General features: G+C 57.3%; 13 protein-coding genes and 1 pseudogene. 10 read left to right on the top strand and 4 right to left on the bottom strand.

Annotation, left to right across the window (positions count from 1 at the left end):
* The first annotated feature begins 515 nt into the window (after positions 1–515).
* The 4 genes from EJ078_RS09755 to EJ078_RS09745 all read left to right on the top strand — a co-directional run bounded on the left by EJ078_RS09755 (position 516) and on the right by EJ078_RS09745 (position 6,769).
* Positions 516–1,697 (top strand): Xaa-Pro peptidase family protein, encoded by a 1,182-nt coding sequence (locus EJ078_RS09755; RefSeq protein WP_208721381.1) that lies wholly within the window; start codon positions 516–518, stop codon positions 1,695–1,697.
* Between the two features lie 1,139 nt (positions 1,698–2,836).
* On the top strand, positions 2,837–3,148 hold the full coding sequence (locus EJ078_RS30305) for an FAD-dependent oxidoreductase (RefSeq protein WP_245459174.1): 312 nt from the start codon (positions 2,837–2,839) through the stop codon (positions 3,146–3,148).
* Positions 3,121–5,310 (top strand): FAD-dependent oxidoreductase, encoded by a 2,190-nt coding sequence (locus EJ078_RS09750; protein ID WP_348627318.1) that lies wholly within the window; start codon positions 3,121–3,123, stop codon positions 5,308–5,310. Before EJ078_RS30305 ends, EJ078_RS09750 begins: the two co-directional genes overlap by 28 nt.
* A gap of 13 nt (positions 5,311–5,323) precedes the next feature.
* Positions 5,324–6,769: an aspartate ammonia-lyase gene (locus tag EJ078_RS09745; protein WP_208721366.1), complete on the top strand. Its 1,446-nt coding sequence runs from the start codon at positions 5,324–5,326 to the stop codon at positions 6,767–6,769.
* Between the two features lie 262 nt (positions 6,770–7,031).
* Here the strand turns inward: EJ078_RS09745 and purF are convergent.
* The 4 genes and pseudogenes from purF to EJ078_RS09730 all read right to left on the bottom strand — a co-directional run bounded on the left by purF (position 7,032) and on the right by EJ078_RS09730 (position 11,145).
* Positions 7,032–8,500 (bottom strand): annotated as a pseudogene (gene purF, locus EJ078_RS09740) (amidophosphoribosyltransferase).
* Between the two features lie 277 nt (positions 8,501–8,777).
* Entirely contained in the window at positions 8,778–9,194 is a 417-nt protein-coding gene (locus EJ078_RS30690; RefSeq protein ID WP_281060664.1) for a M20/M25/M40 family metallo-hydrolase, read from the bottom strand.
* A complete protein-coding gene (locus EJ078_RS30685) occupies positions 9,107–9,922 on the bottom strand; it encodes a M20/M25/M40 family metallo-hydrolase (protein ID WP_281060663.1) in 816 nt (271 codons plus the stop codon). The genes EJ078_RS30690 and EJ078_RS30685 overlap by 88 nt, the downstream gene beginning before the upstream one ends.
* Before the next feature lie 38 nt (positions 9,923–9,960).
* Complete coding sequence (locus EJ078_RS09730; RefSeq protein ID WP_245459172.1) at positions 9,961–11,145, bottom strand: aminotransferase class V-fold PLP-dependent enzyme; 1,185 nt, start codon at positions 11,143–11,145, stop codon at positions 9,961–9,963.
* A gap of 288 nt (positions 11,146–11,433) precedes the next feature.
* Between EJ078_RS09730 and EJ078_RS09725 the strand changes: the two genes are divergently transcribed.
* The 6 genes from EJ078_RS09725 (at position 11,434) to EJ078_RS09700 (ending at position 21,665) form a co-directional block, all read left to right on the top strand.
* Positions 11,434–11,895 carry an Lrp/AsnC family transcriptional regulator gene (locus EJ078_RS09725; RefSeq protein ID WP_126057703.1) on the top strand — a complete coding sequence of 154 codons (462 nt, stop codon included), beginning with the start codon at positions 11,434–11,436 and terminating at the stop codon, positions 11,893–11,895.
* Between the two features lie 817 nt (positions 11,896–12,712).
* Complete coding sequence (locus EJ078_RS09720; RefSeq protein ID WP_208721362.1) at positions 12,713–14,107, top strand: MmgE/PrpD family protein; 1,395 nt, start codon at positions 12,713–12,715, stop codon at positions 14,105–14,107.
* A gap of 53 nt (positions 14,108–14,160) precedes the next feature.
* A complete protein-coding gene (locus EJ078_RS09715; protein WP_208721360.1) occupies positions 14,161–15,552 on the top strand; it encodes an MmgE/PrpD family protein in 1,392 nt (463 codons plus the stop codon).
* Between the two features lie 321 nt (positions 15,553–15,873).
* A complete protein-coding gene (locus EJ078_RS09710) occupies positions 15,874–17,457 on the top strand; it encodes an ABC transporter substrate-binding protein (RefSeq protein ID WP_208721638.1) in 1,584 nt (527 codons plus the stop codon).
* 945 nt (positions 17,458–18,402) lie between these two features.
* Positions 18,403–19,515 (top strand): succinylglutamate desuccinylase/aspartoacylase family protein, encoded by a 1,113-nt coding sequence (locus EJ078_RS09705; protein ID WP_208721358.1) that lies wholly within the window; start codon positions 18,403–18,405, stop codon positions 19,513–19,515.
* Between the two features lie 566 nt (positions 19,516–20,081).
* Positions 20,082–21,665: an ABC transporter substrate-binding protein gene (locus EJ078_RS09700; protein ID WP_128284895.1), complete on the top strand. Its 1,584-nt coding sequence runs from the start codon at positions 20,082–20,084 to the stop codon at positions 21,663–21,665.
* The last annotated feature ends 1 nt before the right edge of the window (position 21,666 follow it).

Here is a 21,666-nt window from a genome sequence, read left to right as displayed (position 1 = left end):
GCGGGCTGTGGCATGGGGTGGCGTAGTAGCTCGGTCTTGGGCTGCTAAAATCGGGGATTGTCTCCGCCGCCAATGCCCTAAAGGGGCCCATGCGCAACGCCAATTTGCCTAGACGGTTTCACGACGCCCTTCGGGCAGGATATTTGCACGGCCGTGGGCCGTCCCAGGTGGTCCATCTGATCTGAATGACGCCAGCCTGGCCGTCCTGCAGCGTTTCCAGAAGAGCCCCGCCCTCGGCGTCGCTCTTCCGTGGATCAAGCGGCGGGTCACATTTCCACCGTTGTCCGGCTATTTGGCTTCAACAAAAGGCCGCAGCCCACCCCGGAGATGCGCCGAGCCTTTTCACAAGGGGAGGTGAAGCTGCGCATGGAGCGCAAATAACGCAGGTTTTCTGCGATTGGACGAAGAGGTCCGCGCGAAGCAGGCCTCTGAAGCATGCTAGGTTGGGAACCAGCACGGATTGGGCATGAATGCTTGGTCCGGTCAGCCAACCTAGGTGCAGAGGACGACTACAAATGGACTTTGAGAAACCCTTTCAGCCGGCGGAGTATCGACGCCGTATCCAAGACGTGAAGAGACGGATGGAGGAAGCAGGATTCGACCTGCTAATCTGCCAGGACCCCGCAAATATGTGCTGGCTGACCGGCTATGACGCCTGGTCCTTCTATACGCCACAAGTGGTTCTATTGCACCTAAAATCGGACACGCCGATTTGGATAGGGCGGCTGGTCGACGTGAACGGCGCTCGTGCCACGACGGACTTGCCTGCTGACAACATTATCAATTTTTCCGACGACCGACTTCATCATGTGGAGCTGCATCCCTACGACGAAGTTAGCGAAATCATAAAATCCCGCGGTTGGGGATCTGATCGCATAGGGGTTGAGCTCGATGCGCATTTTTATACAGCGCGTGCGCATCAGCACCTTGTCAACGGCCTTCCAAATGCAAAGTTCTCTGACAGCCGCGGCCTCGTTAATTGGGCCCGACTCGTCAAATCCGACGCCGAACTTGTCTACATGAGGGAAGCGGGTCGGATTGTCAGCCACACCATGCGCCAGGCGATCAACAATCTGAAGCCAGGAATTCCTGAATACGAAATCGTCGCTCAGATTTATGCTGATCAGACAAGAGGCGTTGATGGAAAGTACGGTGATTATACAAGCCTCTGTCCATTGATACAGGTTGACGAGAAGACGAACGCTCCACACCTCACATGGTCGGACAAGCCCCTGCCAAAGTCGGGGCTGGTTCTCCTGGAGATTGGAGCGGCCAGGCGCCATTATCACGCGCCTCTGACGCGTACGGTCTACATGGGAAAGCCACCTAAGGAGGCCCAACACCTCGCCAATGCCATCATCGAAGGTGGCGACGCTGTTCTAGAAATGGCAAAGCCGGGTGTAATCGTCGACGAACTGAACACCGTCTGGCTGAGCGTTCTGAACCGCCACGGGTATGTCAAAAAAGGCCGTTCCGGCTACTCAATCGGCATGAATTTTCCGCCAGACTGGGGCGAGCGTACTGTGAGCATTCGCGCCGGCGAAAAGACCGTGCTCCAGGCTGGCATGTGCTTCCATTTCCAATCAGGAGTGAGGCCTCCTGCCTTCGGAGCCGCAATCTCGGAGTCGTTTGTTGTTACCGAAAAGGGTGGCGAGCGGCTAGCCGACGTCGCACGAGAGTTGATAGTCGTAGACTAGCTGAAAGCTTTTAGGCAGCCGGATTGGGAAGGTGGCCGAAGTGCTTCGCTTCCCAATCCGTTAACTCTTCATCTTACCCGGAAGACCGCTGAGTTTACCTGCCGGGCAACTATCAGTATTCCGGCCACTCATGACCCATTCAATGCCATAGATCTTTCGCAATCGACGCGAGATCGTGCCCACGGAAGGGTGTAGCTGAGGACTTGGTCGCCGCGCGCTCTGGCATGCAGCCGGCGTATCAGCCCACAGCCGGCAGGCCCATAAGCGGATCATCGCTCATCTGGCCTAACAAGCTCTTCATCGCCATGAGCAGGAGCAGCGCACCTGCGAGGCGGACTATGGCATCTCCTTGGAGAAGAAGCCGCCGACCATTGTCTTCCGCTTGATCTAGCCGGTGAGCCGATCTTTGGTACTATGCAGCTTCGCGCGGCAGCCGTGATGGCGCTGGGGACTTCACCGGATCTGGTCAGCAGCGGCCGCTATTAGTCGTTCCCGCCAACCTCCCGCACGACTGCGGTCAGCGTCTTTAAGAGGGAATTAGGAGCCCTCCGCAGCTTGGGATGCGCAAGCTCCAGGGTGCCGACGCGCGTCTCACAGTCGCGCTCGGGACGGCCGTGGCACTGGGCAAGCGCGGGTTCTTTTCGCCGGGGCGGACGGTGTGGGCGGCGCCCGCCTTCAGCTTCCTCGGCCGCTCGACGGCAAAGGCGACCAGGCCGCGCAGGATATCGGGGTGGGGTCTTCTCTGGGTAGGCCCAGGTTCATCATTTTGTTGGCTGTCGATGGTTTCCTCAAACAGTTTGTGTCGGCAACCTGCTCGCTTGTCACAGCGCTATCGAGGGCGTCATGGGCCGCTATTTGAGAGATGGCGCAGTTTACCATCTGGGCCCTCGGACACACTTTGCAAGTGTTTGCAATCAGACCAACCTTGACTTCATCAGCGCCGCCCTTTCTCCGCGCGCAATAATTCAGCGCCCAACCGAAGAATACGCAGAACGACACCGCTCTTGCGGCCCAATTAGCGCGATCTACGCGAGCCTCGCCCCTTAGTCTGCTGGAAAGTGACTGACGCATGATCATGGCCGAACTCGTGGAAACACCTTGCCGCTGCCAGTTCCGAGTGAAACCGAACAAGGATACATATGATTACGAATCCGCCTTTCCGTCCTCGTGAAACACCGACTCGCCACCACGAGATCCTCATAGTTGGTGGAGGGATCGCGGGAGCAAGTGTTGCTTTTCACCTTGCAAGGAACGGTAAGAAGGACGTCGCACTCTTGGAGCGCAACAGTCTTACGTCCGGTACAACTTGGCACGCTGCGGGTTTGATCATGCAGACGCGTGGGACACACGCGCTGACGGAGATCGCAAAATACAATGCTGAACTTTACTCCGCGCTGGAGGCCGAGACTGGCCAAGCCACCGGATTCAAGCGAAATGGCACACTTGGGTAGCCAGAACCAAGGAACGCCTCTACGAAACTGCACGCAACGCCTCGATCGCCAAAAGTTTTGGCCTTGAGGCCAACATGATCTCGCCGAGCGAGGCGAAAAAGCTCTATCCAGCGCTCAATGCGTCAATCATCGAAGGCGCAGTCTTTATCCCTGGGGACGGCCAAACCAATCCTGTCGACACATGCATGGCGTTAGCTCTTGGCGCCAAAAAGAACGGGGTAAAAATCGTCGAGAACGCGGAAGTCACCGACCTCTGGCGCACAGCAGACGGGCACTACCAAGTTCGGACTAATGACGGAGTTGTTGAAGCTGAAATTCTCGTACTTGCGTGTGGGCTTTGGACCAGAGAACTTGCGTCGAAGCTAGGTGCACGAATTCCGATATACGCGGCAGAGCACTTTTATGTAGTGACCGAAGCCATGGATTTTGTAGCGCCCACCTTGCCAGTGCTACGCGACACCGACGGGCATGTGTATCTGAAGGAAGATACAGGAAAGCTCTTGGTTGGTGCCTTCGAGCCTTGGGGAAAACCTTTGCCGATGGGGAGGCTTCCTAAGGAAACGGCGTACATCGAGCTTCCTGAAGACTGGGATCACTTTGAGCTACCGATGACCAAAGCAATAGAGATTGTTCCTGATCTTGCGAACTGCGGCATTGCAAAGTTTTTCAATGGTCCTGAAAGTTTCACCCCTGACCTTTTGTTCATGATTGGTGAAGTTCCTGGATCGAAAAATCTTTTCGTTTCGACAGGTTATAATTCAGAGGGCATTGAATATGGCGCGGGAGCCGGACGAGCTCTGGCAGAGTGGATCATTGCCGGTCAGCCTCAGATGGATATCAGCTTCGTGGATGTCGCCAGGTTCCATCCCTTCCAGATCAATAAACGATACTTGCACGATCGCACAGCCGAAGTGTTGGGTCTTCACTATAAGATGCACTGGCCGGCTTACCAGCCGGAGACATCCCGAGGTGTCCGCAAAAGCGCTCTTCACGACCGGTGGGCGAGGCTTGGAGCTAGCTTTGGCGAAGGAATGGGATGGGAGCGTCCCATGTGGTTCGCGGGGGAGGGGGAATCGACTAAAAACGTCTACTCCTACGACGAGCCGAACTGGTTTAAATATACCAGTCAGGAGTGCAAGGCTGCCCGCAACAATGCCATCTTGTTGGACCAAAGCTCTTTCGGAAAACACTTAGTTCAGGGGCGCGATGCCTGCCGTTTCCTTCAGTGGCTTTGCGCCGGCAACGTGGATGTACCTGTGGGAAAGCTGGTATACACCCACATGCTCAATGAAAAGGGCGGGATAGAGACAGACATCACTGTAAACCGATTGTCGCAGACAGAGTTCCTAATCATCTCGTCAGCGACCGTCCATCCCCGGGATAAGGCCTGGATAACAAAACACATTACTGACGAATGGAATGTCACGGTCACTGACCTCACGTCGGGGTACGCGGTCCTGTCATTGCAAGGTCCGCGATCGCGCGAAATCCTATCGCACGTAACCGACACAGATCTGGCGAATTCGGCGTTCCCATTCGCCACCAGTCAGGAAATCGATATCGGGTATGCTCGCGTGATTGCCAATAGACTAACTTATGTCGGAGAGCTTGGTTGGGAGCTTCATATTCCAACCGAGATGGCGCAGCACGTCTTTGACGTTGTTTGGGAGGCCGGCCAGGCGTTTGGTCTCAAGCCTGCAGGATACCACGCGCTTGAACATCTGCGGTCCGAGCGTGCCTACCGAGAATATCAGCTCGATCTTACACCAGTTGATACGTTGCTTGAAGCGGGGTTAGGATTTACAGTGGACTGGAATAAAGAAGGCGGCTTTATAGGAAAAGACGCCTTGACGTCCCAGAAGAATTCCGGACCGCTTAAAAAACGACTGGTATCATTCAAGCTTCGCGATCCGAAGCCTGTCCTCTTTCATGAAGAGCTTATCCGCTGTGACGGGAGGATTGTCGGATATATTTCGTCCGGCGTGAAGAGCTTTACGATCGGAACGTCAATCGGAATGGGATATGTAAACCACCCCGCTGGTGTCACGAAGGACCTGATTGAAAACAGTCGATGGGAAATCGAGATCGCCGGCAAACTCTATGAATGCGACGCGTCGCTCCGGGCGTTTTTCGATCCAAACGGCGATCGGGCTAAACAATAGGGCGTGCGCCACCATGGTGACGAAGGCTCCAGAAATAGAGCGCATCGAGAAAGATCCGCTTGGCCCTGTAAGCATCCCGGTCGATGCCTATTATGGCCCGCAAACGGCTCGGGGCATCGCTAACTTCCCGATTTCTGGTATCCGGATCAGCCATTTTCCGAACTTCATCAAGTCGCTTGCCTACGTGAAAATGGCAGCGGCACGCGCCAACGCGGCGCTCGGCGATCTGGACAAGCAAAAGGCCGATGTCATCTGCCAGGTCTGCGAGGAAATCGCGGCCGGCAGGCATCTCAGCCATTTCCCGCTCGATGTGTTTCAAGGCGGCGCAGGCACCTCGACCAACATGAACATCAATGAAGTGATCGCCAACCGCGGCTTGGAGATCATGGGACTGCCACGCGGACAATACGACCAACTGCACCCCAATAACGACGTCAACTTCGCCCAATCGACAAACGATGTTTATCCGACAGCGATCCGTCTTGCGATCCTTCTTTCACGCGGGGCATTGCAACGAGCTTTGGAGCAACTCGCGACTGAGTTGGAGGGCAAGTCGGAAGCCTTTTCGGACGTGATCAAACTGGGCCGCACGCAGTTGCAAGACGCAGTTCCGATGACGCTTGGCCAGGAGTTTCAGGCTTTCGCGACGACGCTGCGGGAAGATGTGGCCCGTCTCGGTGAGATTGGCGCTTTCTTCCATGAAATCAATCTCGGTGGAACGGCGATTGGCACCGGCATCAATACGAACCCCGGCTATCAGGCGGCAGCTGTCGCCGAGTTGCGCGCGATTTCCGGCCTGCCCGTTATCCCGGCCGGAAATCTGATCGAAGCCTGCTGGGATACCGGTGCCTTCGTGCTCTTCTCGGGAATGCTGAAGCGGACGGCCACGAAACTCTCGAAGATATGCAACGATCTGCGGCTGCTTTCCAGCGGCCCGCGTGGGGGGCTGAACGAAATCAATTTGCCAGCGCTTCAGCCCGGCTCCTCGATCATGCCCGGAAAGGTCAATCCTGTAGTGCCGGAGGTGGTCAATCAGGTCGCCTTTCAGATCATCGGTTACGATCTCACGATCACACTCGCCTCCGAAGCGGGACAGCTGCAGCTGAACGTCATGGAGCCGGTGATCGCCTACAATTTACTGCACTCGCTTGAGCTTCTGACCAATGCCGTCGATGTTCTGCGCACGAAGTGCGTCGTGGGCATTACCGCCAATGCAGAGACTTGCCGCAGACATCTCGAAGCCAGCACCGCCGTGGCAACAGCTCTGACGCCCGCGATCGGGTATGATCGGGCGGCGGAGCTTGCAAAGTTAGTCTTGTCCTCCGGTAAAACGATCCGCGAAGTCCTGGCCGAGCAGCCGGACCTTTCGGAGGAGCTCATCGCACAGGCCGCCGATCCGCACCTTTTAACCCGCCCCATGCCATCGCGGCCGGCTTCACAACAGCGGGCCGAAGATTGATCGACTGATCTGCGCAGCGGCGCTGTGCCCGGACACCGACGCTGCATCTGTCGGCGCGCCGTGTTCGAACATGCACGGACCAGGGATCGCTCAGAGGTGGTGCGGTCGAAGGACTCTTCCGCAGTAAGCCCGCAGAATGGTTCCGGCCGAGTTCAACGTTACCGGGCCGGTTGCCCTTTGGCTGACCACCCTTCACCTTCCGAGCAGCAGTGCTTGGGGGGTTCATACCGACCACGAAGCCGCTCCAACTGGCTAGCCAGATTCACTGTCCGCCTGCGGCGAAAGCCGACAGAGCCCGGACGTTGTCAGCGCCTTTTGGTCGGGTAGGCGGGTCGGATACTCGGCAGTGAAGCAGGCGTCGCAGAATTGAGGCTGTTTGTTCTCACGGGCCGTTTCGCCGAGAGCTCGATAAAGCCCGTCGATCGACAGGAAGCCAAGCGAATCGACACGGATAAATTTGGCCATTTCCTCGATCGACATACGCGACGCTAAAAGTTTCGCCGTCTCGGGCGTGTCGACGCCGTAGAAGCATGAGGAGCGTGTCGGCGGCGAAGCAACGCGCATATGAACTTCCTTCGCGCCGGCATCGCGCAGCAACTGTACGATCTTCTGGCTGGTTGTGCCTCGCACTACGGAATCGTCGACCAGCACGATCCGCTTATCCTCGATCATCCGGCGATTGGCATTGTGCTTCAGCTTGACGCCCATGTGGCGGATGGAATCCGTCGGCTGGATGAAGGTGCGGCCTACATAGTGGCTGCGGATGATGACGAGCTCGAAGGGCAGGCCGGCGGCTTGGGCGAAGCCGATCGCGGCCGGCGTGCCGCCGTCGGGCACAGGCACTACGATATCGGCATCGACCGGGTTCTCGATGGCGAGCTCGGCGCCAATCTTCTTCCGCACTTCATAGACGTTGCGGCCCTCGACCGACGAATCCGGACGAGAGAAATAGACATACTCGAAAATGCAGAACCGCGGTTTCTGCGTTTCGAACGGGAACAGGCTCTCCACTCCCTCAGCGGTGACGATGACCATCTCGCCAGGCTTGAGGTCTCGAACAAAGCGCGCACCGATGATGTCGAGCGCGCAGGTCTCTGAGGCCAGGATCCAGGCGCCGTCAAGTTCGCCTAGTACCAGCGGCCGGATCCCGAGCGCGTCGCGGCAGCCGATCATTTTTGTGGGGGAGAGCGCTACCAATGAGAATGCGCCCTCCAGTTGGCGAACCGCATCTATGAAGCGCGAAATGACGTCCTTCCCGCTGCTGGTTGCGATGAGATGCAGGATCGTTTCGGTGTCGGAGGTCGGCGAGAAGATCGAACCCTGCTTATGCAGCGTACGCTGCAGCGTCATCGCATTGGTGATGTTGCCGTTGTGGGCGATGGCAAAGCCGCCGTCGGCCAACTCGGCGAAGAAAGGCTGTACGTTGCTCAGCCCGGGTCCGCCCGCGGTGGCGTAGCGGGTGTGGCCGACGGCGCCCGTGCCCTTCAGCCGGTCGAGGACCGGCTGCTTGGTAAAGGTGTCGCCGATCAGGCCAGCATGACGTTCGACGTGGAACTGCGTGCCGTCATAGGAGACAATGCCCGCCGCCTCCTGGCCCCGGTGCTGCAGGGCATGCAAGCCGAGGGTTACGATAGTGGCCGCATCCAAGGGGCCAAAGACACCGAATATGCCGCATTCATCATGAAAATGATCATCGGCCTCCGCAGAGAAGAGTTTGTCTGCCTCAAACATTTGTCATGGTCATTATCGGAAGCCCAAGATCAGGTAAGCTGTCGTCTTCGCCTGGATCGGACCATGAGGCCGCGGATGTCGGCTGCGAAGCCCCCAGCCGACATCCGTCCCAATGCGCCAGCCTCTTGCCGCATCGAGGTCAGAGATGATCATCCGGCAACGGCGGGATCAAATGGAAGTGGCATTGGTAGGGCTTGAAAGTCTACCGTAAGGTACGTGGTCCCGCGAAGCCGAAGTATCGCGGGATCCTATTCTTGCGTGATTGTGCCAGTGGTCGCTAGTAGGTAAGCATGATCTTTTGGTAGATGTCGACCGCTTTGGCCAATTGATCAACCTCCACGTACTCATTGGCAGTATGGGCCTGATCAATACTCCCAGGTCCAAGAATAACGCAGGGAATACCTCCCAACGACAGCTGACTCGCATCCGTCCCATATGGAACTCCGCGGTGCTGGCCCGTTCCGGCAACTTCAGCACAGGCCTTTGCCGCCACCGCGGCGATTTTTGTGGCTTCCGCACTCGGGGGAGCTGGATCTTCCAGAGCGGGTAGCAGCGAGCGCACCTTGATCTTATCGGGACCCTGGCGCAGGCCCTCCAGGATGTTTTCTACCTCCTGGAGCGCGTCCGCCGGTCGCTCTCCCGGTATGAGCCGCCGGTCGATCCACACCCGGCAGGATGGCGGTACCGTCGCCAATTCCGCACCCCCTTCGATGAGCGTGATCGTGAGGGTCGGGGGGCTGACCAGGGGTGCACGCGTTGGGACAGAGTCTCATTAATCTTGTCGAGCGCCAAGATAACCTTGGCCATTCCTGTGATCGCGTTCACTCCGAGATGGGGCTTGGAGCTGTGAGCGGGCACACCCTCCACTTCAACCTGCCAGCGGACCGATCCCTTATGTGCAACGACAAGCTCCAAGTCAGTGGGCTCGCCGACCACTGCGGCCTCGTAGGATACACCTGATTGAGCGATTTTTCGCGCCCCCTTCTTTCGGTATTCTTCGTCGACGCTTGCACCTAGGACAATCGTGTATCGTGGCTTACGGTCCCCCAGGGTGCTAAGAGCCATGAGCATTGCCGCGAGCGGGCCCTTATCGTCACAACTTCCTCGCCCATAAATCCGACCATCCCGTTCGTCCGGCGAAAAAGGATCTGCCTCCCAATTATCAACCGGCACCGTGTCCATGTGGGATATGAACAGGACACGCTTGTCGGGCTCCTGCCCAGGAACCCAGGTGAAGAAGTTGGCGCGGCCGTCGGTGACTTCCTGATACTCAAAGGGCAGATTACGCTCTCGGCAAAAGGCCTCGAGGAACTCAGCGACCTTTTGTTCACCGCTCCCCTTTGCCGACGCTGAAGGGTTGATGCTCTCAATTTTTATGAGTTGTTTGAGAAGCTCTACCGTTTGTGTGCTGATGGACGACATGAATACTCCTATCCCTCCTTGAGAACGCAAGCTTGCGGCTATGCCAGCCAGTTCTTTGCCAGGCCGACAACTCGGTCAGCCTCGTCTGCTGTGTTGTATAAATGTAGCGAGAAGCGCAGCATTCCCCGGCGTGCTGAGACGATCACCTGGTTTTTCAATAAATGCTCGTGCAGCGACTGAATGCGGCTATCGGCTTTTCCCGAACTAGGTGCTGGATTTCCGAGAGCAACAATACTTCCGGTGTGATCCCCTGGCGTTCCGCCGCAGACCGGGAGCCCGAGGTCAAGGAGGCCCGACGCCAGTCGCCTTGCAACCGATGTAACGCTTTGTTCAATGGCGGGCGTGCCGATTTCCATCAGCTGTCCGATGGATGCGTGGACCGCTATGACGCCGGGAAAATTGAAATGGCCAATCTCAAAACGGGGCGCGCCGGCGCGCAATTTTACCGAATCGAATATTGGAGCCGACTCTGGTGCGTCGCCCAAATCGACACTAAAGCGGGCGAGGTAGGCAGGGCTTAGGCGATCCGCCCATTCCCGGCGGCAATATAGAAATCCCAACCCATAGAGGCCCATCAACCCCTTGTAAGATGAAGCCACCAAACCGTCGACGCCAAGCAGTTTGACATCGGTATGGAGGATGCCAACTGATTGGGAGGCGTCGGCCAAAAGAAAGGCGCCAAGACGCTTGCAAGCCTCGGCTATCGGCTCCATCACTGTCTTGAAACCTGGCACCATTGTGACAGTCGATACTGTAACGATACGGGTGCGCGAGTCGATTTGATCGATAGTAGCGTCGCACGGGATTGCGCCGTTATCAGATTCTACAATCCGCAGCTCAACTCCGTGCTTGTCCCTGAGTTGCAGCCAAGGAAGGATGTTGTTTGCGTGCTCCAATTGGCGGCACAGGACAACATTGTCTCCGGGCTTCCAAGCAATCGCGTTTCCGATTATGTTAATGCCTTCCGATGCATTCTTCGTAACAGCGATTTCGTCCTTTTCGGCCCCAACAAATTGAGCAAATCTGGAGCGTGTTTGCTCGACAAGCTGCATCATTCCTTCTTCGTCATTCAAGCCGTTTAGTCGATTATCAAGGTGCTGATCCATGGACGTACGGGTGGTTCTGGATATGAGCCCCTGATTTGCAACATCCATGTAAATGGCGCTTTGGGTGGCTGGAAATTCCTGCCGGAGGACGTCCAAAGGAAGAAAATGGCTTGTCATGCTCGTCATCAGATCCGTGTTACGTGGGTAAAGAGCGCAAAATCTACTCGGGACGCCCATTTCTGCAGTTGGCAACGAAATGCCTTGATTAGAAGCCGTCGAGCTACCGTTGCGGGCGATCATACCATTCGGCCGAATTTAATAAGACAAGAGGTTCACCACCGGGAGGCACATGCCTTTCGCTGATCGGATCATTTTATGGCTTGATCCTTGTGGAACTCAGGCTAATATCGTGTGAGCCAAGCAGTTTTTCTGCGCAAACCTCTCCTTTTTTGCAGTGATCGTGAAATGGACCTGGATCGAGTTGATCGTAAGCTTCTCAACGCAGTGCAGCGCGACAATCGCCTGACGACAGCCGAACTGGGCGAACTTGCGGGCCTTTCTGCGACCGCTTGTCAGCGGCGACTGAAGCGACTGCGTGATGAAGGTGTGATCGAGGCTGACGTTGCCATAGTCTCGCCACAAGCCGTGGGTCGTCCCATGCTCATGCTGGCGTCGATCAGTCTCGAGCGTGAGCGGGTAGATATAATTGATCGGTTCAAGCAGGCGGTCCGGCGCACGCCTGAGATCATGAGTGCGTACTATGTAACGGGTGAAGCCGATTTCGTTCTCTTAATCTCTGTCCAGGACATGGCCGAGTATGAGGCATTTACCCGTCGATTTTTTCATGAGTCTGATATCAAAGCAGTCAAGACGATGGTCGTAATGGATCGGATCAAGGCATCCTTGGCTCTGCCTATTGAAGAATAACGGCAGTATGCGCCCGCATCCAGGTTTACGCCGGCACTTTACGGTCTTAAGCGCATCAACTTGGTAGCCATCGCTGTTGGTCCGGAGATATGCGATTTAGGGCGGCTAGGCGTCTTTATCTCGACGCCCTCATCAGCCTGACCGCAAGCTCGCCTGTGGGCCGCTGCATCGATGACTCCGCTTTTGTCGGCTACACTTGTAGGCTTTCGAACTGCGCCGGGATCAGTGCCCCACCTGCGAACATCGTCCGGGGCGATGCCCTGCGATCGGATGTCTCCGCTGCCGATCAACGCTGGCGTCGCCTGCTTGAGAACTGCATCAGCATGATGTTGGCCGGGGTCCACCACCACGTATTCGCGGCTGTGAGACGTCCCTATTGATCTTCCTTGAGCCGCGGGTGCTCAGAACAAAACATGCAAACGCTGAGCACTCGCAATGCCGAGGTAGCCCGACGAAATCACTGGATGAACGCTGCGCTTTTGGCCATGCCCCTGCAGCAAGGTCGCGTATCTTCTTGGGGCAGCACTAGGCGTACTTGGAACGAAAAGCCGGGTGTCCGCTGGCGTTCGGCAATCTTCTACACCTCAGTAATCCGGGTTGCGCGCGACACGGTAGAAAAACGCAGCTTTCCTGCTCGAAACAGGCATGATTTATGCAAATCGCGTCCTTATCGGCCCTACATCTAAACAGCGCTGACTGCTTCGGCTTTGTTGTGGGGATGGATCGACACGAGATCGTCTCTCATCTGCCAGTGTCGAGGCCGCCGATCGACGGCTCGCGCTAGGGCTCTCGATCCGGATCGCTTGGAGGTATGGCAATGGACGTTACAACGCAACTCATTAGGCATGTTCTCAATTCCAATCTGGAGGCGATACCTGAGCAAGCGATAGAACGTGCGAAGCTTTCAATCCTTGACACAATCGCGTGCGCCATTGGGGGGTCGAATGATCCTATCGCCCGCTTCTCTCGCGAGTTGGGCGCGTTGTCTGGCGGCAGGCCAGAATGTACGGTTTGGATCTCCGGTGAGAAGCTGCCCGCCAGCTTGGTGGCCCTGGTCAATGCGTCGACGGCCAGAGCCCTTGATTTTGATGAGACATATGAGCTCTGTATCAACGGTTGCCACGCAAGCGCCTATGACGTGCCGCCGGCGTTAGCACTCGCCGAACGCGACCCTTCCATTACCGGGAGCGAATTGCTCTGCGCAGTCGCGACGGCCATCGATTTGCACGTGCGCCTTGCCCGCAGCGTCACGACCAACGCCATAGAAACAGGACGCGACAATATGGTCGCCGTCTGGGGCGCATCCGCAGTCAGTGCCAAGTTGCTGAGGCTTGATGAAGAAAAAACCCGCAATGCGTTCGGGATCGCTTACGCGCACGCTGCTGGAGAATTGCAAATGTACGAAGAGGCTGCTCACACAGTCTCGCTGCAGCAGGGGTTGCGGGCACGTGCTGGACTGGAGTCAGCACTATCAGCAATGGTCGGCTTCAACGGACCGCGGGATCCGTTCTTTGGGAGGTATGGCTTCTACAAGGCCTTCGAGCCCTCCTACGATCTTGACTTGCTCATGGACAAACTCGGCAATGAGTATGTGAACGCGTTCATTAGCTTCAAGCCATGGCCGGCCTGTAAATGCGTACATCCTGCGATCGACGGACTTCTTCAATTGCGGCAGCGCTACAAATTCACTGGCGAGGATATTGTCTCAATCGACCTGGGATTGAATCGTCTGGCAGAGGATTTTGTGGTCCAGCCACGCGATCAAAAATGGGATCCGAAGGATCCAGTCGTAGCGCGTTTCAGCCTGCCGTACGCCACAGCTGTCGCGGCCCAGCGCGGCGAAGTTGCAATTCGCGATTTCCTTCCTGATGCGCTTGGGGACCAGGCCGTTCGCCGGATCATGGCGCTCACTAAAATTGAAGTTGATCCGGAGATCGAACGCACGCACGGCCTTTATTCTAATTCGCCGGTGACGATCAAAGTGAGATTAAAAGGCGGAGCGAAACATTTCATCCGAGTCGACAAGGCATTCGGACACCCGGAAAATCCGGCTTCGCTCGCTGATGGTGTGCGGAAATTAGAAGCTTGTGCGGAAATGTCCATGGTCCCGTTTTCCGAGAAACAACTCGGATCGATCGGCGACTTCATCAACCACCTCGATAAGCAGCCCACGTTGGCACCGCTATTCGAGCTGTTAGTGGGCGGCAGGTAGTTCCCGGCGAATCTAATCACTGAGACGAGCTGATATCGAAATAGGCAATCCTTATGAACTCGAATGTTAACGGTGCTGCCTCTCTCTCTATGGCGATAGGAAGGTTTGTCAGCGGGCTTGAATTTGGCGCCCTGTCGCCAAGCGATATCGCAACCCTGAAATTCGGGATCATGGACTGCTTAGCCTGCGTGATTGCGGGTGCAAGGGAGCCGGTAACCCGAATGGTGCTCGACACCATAGTGCCCGAAGCCGGTGAGCATAAAAGAGCAACAGTTCTTGCCCATTCCGTTCAAAGCTCCGCGCTCGGCGCGGCGCTGGCCAACGGCGTGATGGCACACGCTTGCGATTTTGACGACGTAAGCGACCCGATGTGCGGGCATCCTACTGCGCCTGCACTCCCAGCGATCTTGGCGGCTGGTGAACTAACAGTTAGTTCGGGCAGAGATGTCCTTCTCGCCTATGCCGCTGCCATTGAAGTGATGACAAAGCTCGGCCGCGTTGCTGGTTACGAGCTTTATCAGTCCGGTTGGCACGCCACCGCAGCACTCGGGGTGTTTGGCGCTGCCGCCGGAGCCGCGAAGATACTCGGACTCGACGCAGAACATACCGCTACCGCCCTCGGCATTGCCGCCTCCCGTGTGGCCGGTATACGTGCGAATATCGGGTCGATGGTAAAGCCGATGCATTGCGGTTTTGCAGCAAGGGACGGGCTGGAGGCGGCGCTTTTAGCTGCAGCAGGAGCCACGGCAAGTCCCAATGCGCTCGACGGCCCAAACGGATTTCTCAACACTTACATATCAGGGGGACTTTCCGCCGCCGTCGCTCCGCTCCTCGGCAATCCCTTTGATATTCGAGAGCCAGGTATTGTCTTTAAAAAGTATCCGTCCTGCCTCGATACCCATTCGGCCATCGATGCTATTCTCGAATTACGCAATCGCCATAACATCCAACCTGAACACGTAAGGTCCATTCGATGCGTGCTTGCTCCGGGAGTGGGTGGTGACCTGGCGTACCATGCCCCTCAAGCGCCTATGGAGGGCAAGTTCAGTATGGAGTTTTGTTCCGCGGTTGCGCTGGCTCGGGGGCGCGTATCTCTCGCCGAATTCTCTCAAGAAGTAGTCGATGATCCAGTCATCAAGCGGCTGATCAACATTTCCAAGCTCGACTTCGATTCCGAACTGACCAGCCCCAACCCGAGAAGCTTCTGCGCTGCCGCCCGGGTTGAGATCTCGCTTGAGGACGGGCGGGTGATCGATAAAACGGTAAAATACATGCGGGGCCATCCGGAGAACCCGATGGCGGAAGATGAGTTTATGTCCAAATTCAAGGACTGCGCAAGATCCGTGCTGAGTCCCACCAACACCGCCCGCGCGCTTGCGACGATTAAGCAGATGGACCAGTTATCGGATTTAAGCGTTCTCATGTCAGCTCTCGCCGCAGACTGAAGCCATAGCCACTGCGGGTAAGCCGTAGATAGGCCAAACCTTCGATGATGCGCGATCGTTACAGGGTTTCCCGACCAGCAACCCTCGCCGCCCTTGATTCTTGAAGCAATCACGGTCGGAGCTTTCTCCCATAGGAGACAGAGCTCGATCGCCACTCTGCCCTCTCACAGCGACGCTATTCTGCGTAGGGCGAGAGCAAAACGCCAAGTGCCTGCGTCAAGGACGTTGGAATCTCGCAAGTGGTTCCATGCTCAGTGATACCGTCGAACAGTGGCCATGCTGTCGGCCCCGAGGAAAACGAAAACACGAAGGAGCATAAATATGTCCCAGGAACTCGACTATCTAAACCGCCGCTTCGCGGCGGGCAGGTTGAGCCGACGTGAATTTCTCGGCCGTGCGACGGCGCTCGGCGTCAGTGCTGCCTTCGCCAATTCCCTTCTTGCCGGCGCCACAATGGCGCAGACGCCGAAAAGGGGCGGCATTCTGAAAGCCGGCCTCGGAGGCGGCGCGGCAACGGACAGCATCGACCCGGCGAAAGCAATTGAGGTGATGTCCTTCTTCGTCAAATGCTGGGGCGAGTATCTTGTGGCGCTGAAGGCGGATGGAGGACTGGAGAATCGCATTGCCGAGGAGATCGGCTCATCCAAAGACGCCAAAGTATGGACATTCAAGATCCGCCAAGGCGTGGAATTCCACAACGGAAAGACTGTGACAGCTCAGGACGTTGTGGCGACGCTGGCACGCCATTCCGACAAAGACTCCGAGTCGGGCGCACAGGGCATCTTGTCGGGGATTGAGAGCCTCAAGGCCGATGGCCGCGACGTCGTCGTCACCCTCAAGGAGCCGAACGCCGAGTTCCCTTACCTCATGGTAGACTATCATCTCGTCATTCAGCCCAATGGCGGTAAGGACAACCCTGCCGAAGGCATCGGGGCAGGTCCCTATAAATTAGCGGCCAACCAGCCAGGCGTGCGCCATGGCGGCGATCGCTTCGCGAATTTTTGGCAGTCCGACAAAATGGGCTTCGCCGACCAGATCGAAATCGTCGTGATCAATGACACCACAGCCCGCGTTTCTGCGCTGCAGGCTGGACAAGTGCACATGATCAACAGGGTCGAGACCAAGGTCGTCGATTTCATCAAGCGCGTGCCCAACCTGAAGATCGAGACGGTGTCGGCTTCGGGCCAATATGTTTTTAACATGTTCTGCGACACGGCGCCTTTCGATAACAACGATCTCAGGATGGCGCTCAAGCTGGCGGTGGATCGTCAGGAGATGGTCGACAAGATCCTGCGCGGTTATGGTACGGTCGGCAACGACTTTCCGATAAATGCGTCCCAACCGCTCTTTCCCGAGGGCATTGAACAGCGGACCTTCGATCCGGACAAGGCCAAGTTCCATTATCAGAAGTCAGGCCACAGTGGGCCGATCCTACTCAGGACCTCGGAGGTTGCCTTCCCCGGCGCCGTCGACGCTGCGCAGCTCTTCCAGCAGAGCGCGGCCAAGGCCGGCATCGCAATCGACGTCAAGCGCGAGCCGGGAGACGGCTACTGGCCTGATGTCTGGAACAAGCAGCCCTTCAGCGCCTCCAATTGGGGCCCGCGAGCGACGCAGGGCATGATGTACTCGACAGCCTATAGGTCGACGGCGCCCTGGAATGACACGCACTTTTTCAACGCCAAGTTCGACAAGCTGCTCACCGAAGCGCTGGGCGAACTGGATCAGGACAAGCGCAAGAATTTGTATCGTGAGATGGCCCTCATCGTTCGCGATGAAGGAGGGACGATCGTGCCACTGTTCTACCAGGCCATTGACGCAATCTCCGACAGGGTTGGGGGCTACGTCGGGCGGATCGAGTCACTGATGAATGGCTACGCCTTCTCGCAATGCTGGCTCGAGGCTTGAAAAATACGGTTGATGTCGCATCGCTGCCCTGGGACGAACACATAAGGGCCTGTGATGGATGTCGCCCCAAGTAACCTGGGCTTTGGGTGAACGACATGCATAAGAACAAAGGACTAAAGCGCGTCGCTTGAGCCCGTTCGAACGCGGCGCGCTCTCGCCGGCAGCCTTCGAATCAACCCGCGGCCGACGCCAGTGGAAGTGCCGGCCGCAGTGAGATTGCCATCAGCTGCCGCCCATCAGTGTCGCCCGCGACGTCGCGCCGGGCGTCCGACCGTTTCGTTGGCGGTATCATGCCGCCGCGTGGCGATCAGGGTATGCGCCTTGACGATCGGGCTGTGGCTGATGCCGGCACCGGGCGACCTTCGCGCCCGGCGCACTCGCTATTCAGCCTCATCTTGTGGATAATTCGAAAGGCTCAGCCGTACGATAGTCTCGGGGATCATCCGCAGTTACTCCGCGCATGCCATGGAGCGGATCCGCGTGGAGGACCTCGCGCAAGCGAATGTTCAGGCAGCGGCACCTTGGTCGGCTTCGGCAACAGCGGCGAGCTCCTCTCCGTCATGCCTGAGGCACGGCGGTAGCGCCACTCGATGTCACACCGCCGCCCTCAAATCTCTCCTCCATATAGCTGAGCAAAGTTGTGTTGAACGCACGCTTACTCGATCAGGCCCCATGTGGTGATCGATCGCAACCCTCCGCAGTGGTCCTGATCGCCCACGGGCTTTGGGCCTTCGAGCAGCGCCCTGGATCAGTTCACCCTGCGAAGAATGCGAAGAGATGGCTACTTTGAGATGGGAGGCAGCCAAGTAAATTTATTTGCAATATAGAAGTTAGATGCACGCCATCTGTAAAATATTCTTGCCACATTAGCTCGCATGAAGCAGGGCTTGCGGCCAATGCGCGGGGGTTCCCCAGGTCACCTCCCGCCAACACAACGAGATCGGTATGCATTCTGTTGTAGAAAATATCGCCCTTTTCCGCTCGTCAATCGGTACTCGGCGTCAGGTTACCGTCCACCGTTTCGGAGTTGGTCGCCCAGGCCCAAAAATTTACTTGCAGGCGGGCCTCCATGCTGACGAACTCCCTGGGATGGTGATCCTCAGCCATCTTGTGAGACTGCTCCAAGAAAGAGAGGGTGAGCCGAACGGAGAGATCATCATAGTCCCATGTGCCAATCCGATTGGTTTATCTCAGAGAATCCAAGGGTATCATGCTGGCCGGGCTGACTTGGGGCTGGGGGGTAATTTCAACCGCAATTTTCCGGACTTGACCCCTCTGCTTGGGGCGCAGCTCGCAGCACTCCGAAGCGAGGGGCTCGCTATGATTGTGGAGGCTGTCAAACGTGCAATGGTGAAGGCAGTCTCGGCACTCGTTCCAAAAAACGAGCTTGATAGCCTGAAGCAGGTGCTTCTCAGGCTCGCTGTTGACGCGGATTTTGTGTTGGACGTTCACTGCGCCGACGAAGCGGTCCTTTATGCATATGTTTCCAATCCCGAGCATCCTGCCGCAGACCTGTTGTCGCGCTACATCGGCAGTGTGGCCACCATCGGCGGCATTCCCGAGCTTACAGATTTCCCTACAGCATGCCTTCTGCCGTGGCGCGCAGCACAGGAAGTTCTTCCAGACGTACCGATAACTGAGTGCTTGTCGGCCACGCTCGAGTATCGCGGATCAAAGGGTCTTCGCGACGATGTTGCGGTCGATGACGCGCGAGGGTTGATTGGCTTCATGGAGGCGGTTGGCCTTCTGGAGGGAGCGACGCAGCCGCCGTCGCAAGTTGTCACGTGCCACACGACGCTCGACTGCGTTGACTACGTGCGAGCCAATGCCCCTGGGATTGTCATTTTTTCGAAGACCCCCGGTGACCATGTGCAGGCAGGCGAAGAGATTGGGACAATTCTCGATCCTGTGTCCGGCGACCGGAGTTCTTTGAAGGCAAGCGCCTCCGGTGTTATTTTCGGGTATCTCTACAGCCAAGTTGTAATCCCCGGCGGGACTGTCGCCTGGATTGCGGGCAATTCACCCATCGAACAGCAGACTGGGGATCCTTTTCCGTAAGCAAACGCTGAGACAATGAAAGCGTCTCAACCTCTATTGCCCAAGTGCGTTGAGACCGCGCCAGCAGTCGATTGTGCAGGGTGCCTGCAGATCCCAACGCACGACGCCGGCGAGGCGGCCGGGCGAGCGTCGTTTATCGGTAAGCTATCAAGGACCGGCACCCCACTGGTCATAGCGCGTGAGGCTTCGGCTTGGTCAGACGGCCTGCTCGATCAGTGCCCTCCTCGCCACGCCGACCAGTCCTGCTCGTAATCTGAACCGCAATCTATCATGTTAGCTCCGTCGGTGGATCAGCCGGCGCTTGCTGCGTGGGAGCAATAGCTCGGCCCTCGGCCCGCCAATCACTGTCCGAACATCCACCGCGCGCCTTAGCTTGATGCCACAGAGCAGATCTCCCTTTGGTCGCCGGAATTCTGCATTGAGACCATGAAAACGCAGTTTCCGTACCGGAACACCGAAGGATTCTGCATAAGGCGGCGCAAACGCAAATGTATCATCATCAAAACAAAAAGCCGCACTTTCTGTACCCGGGAACAGATTCAAACATAACATAGAGGAGCTAATCAATGTCGCAGGAACTCGACAATCTAAGCCGCGGTTTAGCTGCGGGCCGGCTGAGCCGACGTGAATTTCTCGGCCGTGCGACGGCGCTCGGCGTCAGTGCTGCCTTCGCCAATTCTCTTCTTGCCGGCGCGTCCATGGCGCAGACGCCAAAAAAAGGCGGCATTCTGAAAGCCGGCATCGTAGGCGGGGCGGCGACGGACAACCTCGACCCGGCGAAGTTCATCGAATTGATGTCCTACTTCGGCAAATGCTGGGGCGAGTACCTCGTGGCGCTCACGTCGGACGGCGGACTGGAGCCTCGCATTGCCGAGGAGATCGGCTCATCCAAAGACGCAAAAGTGTGGACCTTCAAGATTCGTCAGGACGTCGAGTTCCACAATGGCAAGACCGTGACGGCGGAAGACGTTGTGGCGACGCTGGAACGCCATTCCAACAAGAAATCGCAATCCGGCGCGCTGGGCATCTTGGCCGGCATCGACAGCCTCAAGGCCGATGGCCGCGACGTCGTCATCACCCTCAAGGAGCCGAACGCCGAGCTGCCCTACCTCATGGCGGACTATCATCTCGTCATCCAGCCCAACGGTGGCAAGGACAATCCGGCCGAAGGCATCAGCGCAGGTCCCTATAAGGTTACCGTCAACCAGCCCGGCGTCCGCCACGGCGGCGAGCGCTTCGCCAATTTCTGGCAGTCCGACAAGATGGGCTTCGCCGACCAGGTCGAGATCGTTGTCATCAATGACACCACAGCCCGAGTTTCCGCGCTGCAGGGCGGCCAGGTGCATATGATCAACAAGGTCGAAACCAAGGTCATCGATCTCATCAAGCGCGCGCCCAACCTGAAGGTCGAGGCCCTGCCGGGTCCCGGCCACTATGTTTTCAACATGTTCTGCGACACGCCTCCCTTCGACAACAATGATCTGAGGATGGCGCTCAAGCTCGCGGTGGATCGGGAGGAGATGGTCGACAAGATCCTGCGCGGCTACGGCACCGTCGGCAACGACTTCCCGATTAATGCAGCCTATCCGCTCTTCCCCGAGGGTATTGAGCAGCGCGCCTTCGATCCGGATAAAGCCAAGTTCCATTATCAGAAGTCGGGCCACAGCGGGTCGATCCTGCTGAGGGCCTCCGATGTTGCCTTTGCCGGTGCTGTGGACGCGGCGCAGCTCTTCCAGCAGAGCGCGGCCAAGGCCGGCATCGCCGTCGAGGTCAAGCGCGAGCCGGGAGATGGCTACTGGTCGGAAGTGTGGAATAAGCAGCCCTTCTGCGCGTCCAACTGGAGGGGGCGCGCGACGCAGGGTTGGATGTACTCGACCACCTATCGGTCGACGGCACCCTGGAACGACACGCACTTCTTTAATGAACGGTTCGATAAGCTGCTCACCGAAGCGCTCGGCGAACTCGACCAGGACAAGCGCAAGAACCTCTATCGCGAGATGGCCATCATCGTTCGCGATGAGGGCGGGACGATCGTGCCGATGTTCAACCAGTTCATCGATGCGATCTCCGACCAGGTTGGCGGATACGTCGGACGGGTCGACTCGCTGATGAACGGCTACGCCTTGACGCAGTGTTGGCTCGAAGCATGAA

Origin of the sequence: Mesorhizobium sp. M1A.F.Ca.IN.022.06.1.1, assembly GCF_003952605.1 — a bacterium.
Taxonomy (GTDB): domain Bacteria; phylum Pseudomonadota; class Alphaproteobacteria; order Rhizobiales; family Rhizobiaceae; genus Mesorhizobium.
The sequence above is the reverse complement of the archived record's forward strand: the minus strand, read 5'-3'. Positions and strand labels throughout refer to the sequence as shown.